The following is a 1139-nucleotide window of genomic DNA, read 5'->3' on the forward strand; positions in this document are numbered from 1 at the left end:
AGGAAACCGGTGACGGGCATCGTGGGCGATGACGGCCAGGTGTATCTGGCCGGCATGCCGCCGCAGGGTGAGCTTGAAGTGGCATGGGGCGGCGGCACTGATGAACGCTGCGTTGCCCGGGTGGGAGCCCCTGAAGGGGCTGAAGGCCTGACGCCGCTGAGCGCGACCTGCAGCTGATACTGGCTCTCTGAAGACAACAGCATGCTGAGACAGAATGCAAAGATGGCGGCCCTGCTGCCGGGAAAGTCATGATGAAGATAACGAACATAATGAAATATACCTATCCACGCGTGCTGTTGACGATTGCAGCGGCCGCAGCGTCGCTTTTTACCGCCCCAGAGGCAATGGCCTTTGCCTCCTGCTCGCTATCGCCTGGTACGAGCACGCAATACGTAAATATGAATTTAAGCCAGACCCTAACCTCCGGCACTAACATCGCAGGCCGAAAATTTGACTTTAATACATTTACATCAGGCTTCAAGATGAAATTTGAATGTGCTGGAACTCCCGGTTCCCCGGTGTGGACAAATGTTTCAATGAACCAGAATATTCCGGTTTCAGGTACTGATGGCCCGTGGACCTATTACCGGGTGGACGACTACTTCTCGATCGCCTTTAGCTGGAACGACTGCTCAGGCTCCTGGTATATACCGGTTGGGCAATTCAACGGAATATGTGGCATACCCAAGCCTCATGAAATTTTAGCGGACGGAAGTTATATATATGATGGTGCCAGACTCGATACAACCTGGACGGTCCGCCTTCGCGTCGAACGCGCTTTCAGTGGCCCGAGGGTTATTAACTTCCCCAATATGTTCCGCTATTACTACGGCGACGTCCCCTCCGACGCGGCTACCCTGCAGATGATTTCCCTGGTGGGAAGCATCACTGTACCGGAGACCTGCGCCATCAACGCGGGACAGACCATTCAGGTCGACTTCGGCAATATCGGAGCGGGTCTCTTTGAAACTGCGGGACAGAAGCCTTCCGGCTACACGCCGGTGACGACAACGGCCCCTGTAACCTGCAACGATGCTGCAGCTGCCCGTAACGTCAAGGTAAGCCTTGCTGCGACAGCGGCACCGGGCATGAGCAGCGCCATCCGCACCAGTAACCCGGATGTCGGCATCGTGGTCCAG

General features: G+C 55.8%; 2 protein-coding genes. Both read left to right on the forward strand.

Annotated elements, in window-relative coordinates:
* The first annotated feature begins 21 nt into the window (after nt 1–21).
* The gene (locus tag SPG90_RS22335; RefSeq protein ID WP_322408408.1) at nt 22–177 is read left to right on the forward strand and encodes a FimD/PapC C-terminal domain-containing protein; all 156 of its coding nucleotides are present in this window, start codon (nt 22–24) and stop codon (nt 175–177) included.
* A 71-nt stretch (nt 178–248) separates the two neighbouring features.
* Nucleotides 249–1139: fimbrial protein (locus SPG90_RS22340; protein WP_322408407.1), on the forward strand; the 891-nt coding region annotated here is incomplete at its 3' end.

It is taken from the genome of Enterobacter sp. D2, assembly GCF_034427575.1.
Classification (GTDB): domain Bacteria; phylum Pseudomonadota; class Gammaproteobacteria; order Enterobacterales; family Enterobacteriaceae; genus Enterobacter; species Enterobacter cloacae_M.